This is a genomic window from Mesorhizobium sp. M2A.F.Ca.ET.037.01.1.1 (assembly GCF_003998075.1).
Lineage (GTDB): Bacteria > Pseudomonadota > Alphaproteobacteria > Rhizobiales > Rhizobiaceae > Mesorhizobium.
Map to the genome: position 1 here is coordinate 1 of NZ_RZSA01000371.1, position 5,787 is coordinate 5,787.

Consider the following 5,787-nt stretch of genomic DNA (forward strand, 5'->3'; position numbering starts at 1 on the left):
GGCGTGTAGAGGAAGTCGAGATAGGACTTGGCGAGATCGCGGCTGCCATGATCGTCGGCGACCTTGTCGACGATCGCCACCGGGAACTCGGCCAGCAGGCTGACCGAAGGGGTGACCTGTTCGAACTTGTCGTCGCCATATTCCTTGCGGATGCCGCGCGTCTCGGACTCGAAGGTGATCAGCACGTCGCCGATCTCACGCTGGACGAAGGTGGTGGTGGCGGCGCGGCCGCCGGTGTCGAAGATCGGAACGTTGTTGAAGAGCTTGGTGATGAACTCCTTCACCTTGGCATCGTCACCCTTGAAGGCCTCCTTGGCGTAAGCGGTGGCGGCGAGATAGGTGTAGCGTGCATTGCCCGATGTCTTCGGGTTTGGGAAGATCACCTGCACGTCGTCACGCACCAGATCGTTCCAGTCCTTGATGTGTTTCGGGTTGCCGGCGCGCACCAGGAAGGAGGGCAGGGAAAAGAAGGGCGACGCGTTGTCCGGAAAATCCTTCTGCCAATCGGCCGAGACGAGGCCCTTCTTGACCAGGAAGTCGACGTCGGTGACCTGGTTGAAGGTGACGACATCGGCGGCAAGACCTTCGGCGATGGCGCGCGCCTGCGCCGAGGTGCCGGCATGCGACTGATCGATGGTGACGCCGGGATGCTTGGCGATGAAGGCCTTGTTGATGTCGACGAACAACTCGCGGCCGACATCATAGGATGCATTCAAAAGTTTGTCGGCCGACCAGGCTTGGGAGGACGCGAGGACGAGACCGGCAACAGCTGCGATGCCGAGCAATAGACGCTTCATGAAAACAGGCTCCTTGGAAATGAATGAAGCTATAGCGAGACCATAGTCGGGAATGCCTGAAGCGACGAGGCACGCGCTCCGACAGGCGGGGGAGGGTCTAGAAAATATCTCGCCGAAACAGCTCTTTGCTAGGATTTTCTTCCAAGCTGACTCTTGAACAGCGCCAGACTGGGGCGCTGGAGCAGGAGTCAGGGCCAAAGGTAGCTCAGGCGGTGGGGAAAAGCTTCCAGCGCCGCGGCCTGAAGGCGACGCGGCTCTTCTGCGCGGCGGGATGGTCGACCGGAAGCTCGATCTCGACGCGCTGGCGCTCGCCGCCGATCTCCAGCTCGACGCGCCTTGTGCCTGCGACGCGGCGGCTGGCGGCGACCGTGCCGGCTATGCAGCCGCTGCAGCCGTCGAGCAGATCGACATCATGTGGGCGGAAGTAGAGGATTGCATCGCCGGAGGGCGCATGCGGCGCCTCAAGGCCGATCGGCCGGTCGGCGATCCAGACCTCGCCGTTCTCGACCTTGACCGGCAGCGAGCTGGATTCGCCGATGAAGGAGTAGACGAAGGGCGAGTTCGGCGTGTCATAGATGTCGTCGGCGGTGCCGACCTGCTCGATGCGTCCCTGGCTCATGACGACAACGCGGTCGGCGAGTTCCAGCGCCTCTTCCTGGTCGTGCGTGACGAAGACGGTGGTGTGACCGGTGCGGTCGTGGATCTCGCGCAGCCAGCGCCGCAGCTCGCGGCGAACCTGCGCGTCGAGCGCGCCGAAGGGTTCGTCGAGCAGAAGCACCTTGGGCTCGATCGCCATGGCGCGGGCCAAAGCCACGCGCTGGCGCTGGCCGCCGGAAAGCTGCGCCGGATAGCGCTTTTCCAGGCCTGACAGCTGGACGAGGTCGAGCAGTTCCAGCGCCCGGCGGCGGATTTCCTGCGCCCGCGGCCTGGCGGCGCCGTGCCGGACCTTCAGGCCGAAGCCAATATTGTCGGCAACCGTCATGTGACGGAACAGCGCGTAATGCTGGAAGACGAAGCCGACGTTGCGTTCCTGGATCGACTTCTGCGAAGCGTCTTCCTCGCCGAAGAAGATCGCCCCCTTGGTCGGCCGCTCCAGCCCGGCGATCAGGCGCAGCAGCGTCGTCTTGCCGGAGCCCGATGGGCCCAGCAGCGCGATGAGCTCGCCGGACTTGATGTCGAGCGACACGTCGTGGAGCGCCGGAAACCGCTCAAACTCCTTGCGCACGTTGACGACGCGAACTTCCATAGAATGACCTCTGTTAGTTGATGCATGTCATTATCCCAAAACCGCTACACACTTCTGGGTGACATGCATCTAGTGTCCGCGTGTCGCGGCGATCTCGGCGCCGTAGCGCATCTCGAGAAGTGTTTTCAAGACCAGCGTCACCAGAGCGAGGCCGGCGAGCAGCGAAGCGACCGCAAAGGCGCCGACGGCATTGTACTCGTTGTAGAGGATCTCGACATGCAGCGGCATGGTGTTGGTTAGGCCGCGTATGTGGCCCGACACCACCGAGACCGCGCCGAACTCGCCCATGGCGCGCGCATTGCAGAGCAGAACGCCATAGAGCAGCCCCCATTTGACGTTGGGCAACGTCACATACCAGAAGGCCTGCCAGCCGCTGGCGCCGAGCGAGAGCGCCGCCTCCTCGTCGCCATTGCCTTGTTCCTGCATCAGCGGGATCAACTCGCGCGCGACGAAGGGGAAGGTGACGAAGACGGTTGCCAGAACGATGCCTGGCACGGCGAACAGGATCTGGATGCCATGCGCCTTCAGCCATTCGCCGAGCAGTCCTTGAGCGCCGAACAGAAGCACATAGACCAGGCCGGAAATGACCGGCGAGACCGAGAAGGGCAGGTCGATGAGCGTAGTCAGGAACGCTTTCCCCTTGAACTCGAACTTGGCGATGGCCCAGGCAGCCGAAAGGCCGAAGACGAGATTGAGCGGCACCGAGATCGCCGCCACCAGCAATGTCAGGCGGATGGCGGAACGCGTGTCGGCATCGCTGAGCGATTGGAAATAGGCGCCGACGCCCTTGGCGAAAGCCTCCTTGAACACGATGATCAGCGGCAACAGCAGGAAGATGCCGAGAAAGACCAGCGTGACGGTCGTCAGCGTGATGCGGACGGGACGGCTTTCCGTGACCGCGGCCGACTGGCTCTCGTGGTGCGGTTCATAGGACTTGATCTCGGGATCAGCCATAGCGCTTGCGGCTCCATGTCTGCACGAGGTTGATGAGGAGCAGCATGGCGAAGGACAGCGCCAGCATGATCGCGGCGATCGCGGTCGCGGCCGGATAGTTGTACTCCTCCAACCGGATGACGATCAGAAGCGGCGCGATCTCGGATTTGTAGGGCAGGTTGCCGGCGATGAAGATGACCGAGCCGTATTCACCGACGCCACGCGCGAAGGCGAGCGAGAAGCCGGTGATGATGGCCGGCGCCAAGCTGGGCAGCAGCACACGGGTGATGATCTGGAAGCGGCTGGCGCCGAGCGTGGCGGCGGCCTCCTCGACCTCCTTGTCGAGCTCTTCCATGATCGGCTGTACAGTGCGCACGACGAAGGGCAGGCCGATGAACACCAGCGCCACGATGATGCCGAGCGGCGTGTAGGCGACCTTGAGGCCGAGCGGCATCAGCAATTTGCCGAGCCAGCCGGTCGGTGCATAGAGCGTGGTCAGCGCGATGCCGGCGACCGCGGTGGGCAGCGCGAAGGGCAGGTCGACCATGGCGTCGACGACGCGGCGGCCGGGGAAACGGTAGCGGACCAGCACCCAGGCCACGAGCGTGCCGAACACGACATTGACGGCGGCCGCGATGAAGGCCGTGCCGAAGCTGATTTCGAGCGCCTTGAGGGTGCGCCGGTCGGTGGCCAAGGCCCAGAAATCGGTCCAGCCGAGCGCGGCCGAACGCCAGATCAGCCCCGAGAGCGGGATAAGGATGATGAGCGTGAGGTAGGCAAGCGAGAAGCCGAGCGTCAGTCCGAAACCCGGAATGACACTCGGCTGTCTGAATCGCCACCCCGCGTGAGCGGGTGCTGTGGTCATGCTGTTCTGGATCGTCCCTTCTTACTCAACCAGATTGCAGTCGCCAGTTTTCGAGGCCCGGCCTCTCACTGCGCCGGCTTGTAGATCTGGTCGAATATACCACCGTCGCCGAAATGGTAAGGCTGCGCCTTCTTCCAGCCGCCGAATTGCGGGTCGTCGATGGTGACGAGCTTGATAGCAGGCAGTTTGGCGAGGTCCTCGGCCGGAACCAGTTCGGGCTTGGACGGACGATAGTGGTTCTTGGCGATGATGGTCTGGCCTTCCTTCGAATAGAGCCAGGAAAGATAGGCCTCGGCCACCTTGCGCGTGCCTTTGGCGTCGACATTGGCGTCGACCACAGCGACGGGCGGCTCGGCCAGGATCGAGGTCGGCGGGTAGACGATGTCGAAATTGTCGGCGCCGAATTCGTCGAGCGCCAGATAGGCGTCGTTCTCCCAGCCGATCAGGACGTCGCCCAGGCCCTTCTGAGCAAAGGTGACTGTCGAACCGCGCGCGCCGCTGTCGAGCACCGGGGCGTTGGCATAGAGCTTGGCGACGAATTCCTTGGTCTTGGCCTCGTCGTTGCCGTCATGCGCGTTGGCGTAGGCCCAGGCCGCCAGGTAGTTCCAGCGCGCACCGCCGGAGGTCTTCGGGTTCGGCGTGATCACCTGGACGCCGTCCTTGACCAGATCGCTCCAGTCGTGGATGCCCTTGGGGTTGCCCTTGCGCACCAGGAAGATGATGGTCGAAGTGTAAGGTGCTGAATTGTTTTCGAATTTCTTGCGCCAGTCGGGATTGATCTTCTTCGACTTCGAGACGATGGCGTTGATGTCGCCTTCGAGCGCCAGCGTCACCACATCGGCGTTGAGGCCGTCGATCACCGCGCGGGCCTGGGCGCCCGACCCGCCATGCGACTGCTGGATGGTGACCGTCTCGCCGGTCTCGGCTTTCCAGTGCGCGGCGAAGGCCTCGTCATAGGCCTTGTAAAGCTCACGTGTCGGATCGTAGGACACGTTCAAAATGGTCGTATCGGCAAACGCGAAACCGAGCGTGCCGAACTGGACAGATGTGGCGACCAGCGCGCCGAGCAGTTTCCTGAAATGAGGTTTGGTCATTCCCGCCTCCGTTGAACTGCTGCGAACCCTAGCGAGTTTATAGAATTTAGATGCATTGAATGTTGCCTTTTTCGCCTCCTAGAAGCAATTTTTCGCCGTATGTCCGTCGATCGAAGAAATATCTTCCTCAAGCCGGCGACACCATGAATCCTTGCCAGCCCGCCTAATTAGAACCGGCGACGGTTTGGGCAAGGCTGGATGGTTCCCGGTTAAGGCGCTGTGACCGGAAAATCGAAGCGCTGTTTTGGAAAAGGCTCTTTGGCGAGGGTGAAGTGCCACCATTCGCGCGCGTAGTTGCGGAAGCCAGCGGCGTGCATGGCGGCAAGCAGCATCTTGCGGTTCGCCGCCGCCTTGGCGGGGAGCGGGCGGTGCGCCGTCTCGCTCATCGGATCGAAGCAGTCGAAACCGGTGCCGAAGTCGAGCGTGGTGCCGTCAGGCGCGCCGCAGGCCGGGTGAACCGCGCTGGTGGCGTCGGCGATAGCGAGGTCGACGGTCGAGCCGCGCGAATGGCTGGACAGCTCGCCGATATAGCCCTTGGCGATAAGATCGCCACGCCGGACGGTCGGATACCACTGCGGATCCGGCGGGCCGGCTTCTCTTGTCCATCTGACCATGTCGGCAACGGCGCGGGCGGGCCGGTAGCAGTCGAAGACGATCAGCGTCAGGCCTTTGGCGGTCATGGTTTTCTGGACGCTGGACAGCGCCTTCGCCGCTTGCGTGGTCAGTACGCAGACGGGCGCGTTATAGCCGTCGACCTTGCGGCGCAGGAAGTTTTCGCGGCCGGCGTAGCGGATGTCCTGGCGGATGGTCGAGTCGACATCGGCGAGCCTGACGAAGCCGACGGGGAGGGAG

6 protein-coding genes are annotated in these 5,787 nt (G+C 62.9%); all 6 read right to left on the bottom strand.

The features are described 5' to 3' along the window. A partial coding sequence (gene cysP / locus EOA27_RS18830) for a thiosulfate ABC transporter substrate-binding protein CysP (RefSeq protein ID WP_127256876.1) occupies window positions 1–797 on the bottom strand: 797 nt, incomplete at its 3' end. Window positions 798–1,002: 205 nt separating this feature from the next. Further along, a complete protein-coding gene (locus EOA27_RS18835) occupies window positions 1,003–2,043 on the bottom strand; it encodes a sulfate/molybdate ABC transporter ATP-binding protein (protein WP_126081925.1) in 1,041 nt (346 codons plus the stop codon). A gap of 69 nt (window positions 2,044–2,112) precedes the next feature. Then, the gene (gene cysW / locus EOA27_RS18840) at window positions 2,113–2,997 is read right to left on the bottom strand and encodes a sulfate ABC transporter permease subunit CysW (RefSeq protein WP_126081926.1); all 885 of its coding nucleotides are present in this window, start codon (window positions 2,995–2,997) and stop codon (window positions 2,113–2,115) included. Further along, the gene (cysT, locus tag EOA27_RS18845) at window positions 2,990–3,841 is read right to left on the bottom strand and encodes a sulfate ABC transporter permease subunit CysT (protein ID WP_126081927.1); all 852 of its coding nucleotides are present in this window, start codon (window positions 3,839–3,841) and stop codon (window positions 2,990–2,992) included. Before cysT ends, cysW begins: the two co-directional genes overlap by 8 nt. Before the next feature lie 65 nt (window positions 3,842–3,906). After that, complete coding sequence (locus EOA27_RS18850) at window positions 3,907–4,935, bottom strand: sulfate ABC transporter substrate-binding protein (protein ID WP_126081928.1); 1,029 nt, start codon at window positions 4,933–4,935, stop codon at window positions 3,907–3,909. 209 nt (window positions 4,936–5,144) lie between these two features. Then, on the bottom strand, window positions 5,145–5,787 hold a 643-nt coding region (locus EOA27_RS18855; RefSeq protein ID WP_127256878.1), incomplete at its 5' end, for a M15 family metallopeptidase.

Coding starts and splice junctions, on each gene's coding strand:
- EOA27_RS18835 (WP_126081925.1), bottom strand. CDS start 2,043: ATGGAAGTTCGCGTCGTCAACGTGCGCAAGGAGTTTGAGCGGTTTCCG.
- cysW (WP_126081926.1), bottom strand. CDS start 2,997: ATGGCTGATCCCGAGATCAAGTCCTATGAACCGCACCACGAGAGCCAG.
- cysT (WP_126081927.1), bottom strand. CDS start 3,841: ATGACCACAGCACCCGCTCACGCGGGGTGGCGATTCAGACAGCCGAGT.
- EOA27_RS18850 (WP_126081928.1), bottom strand. CDS start 4,935: ATGACCAAACCTCATTTCAGGAAACTGCTCGGCGCGCTGGTCGCCACA.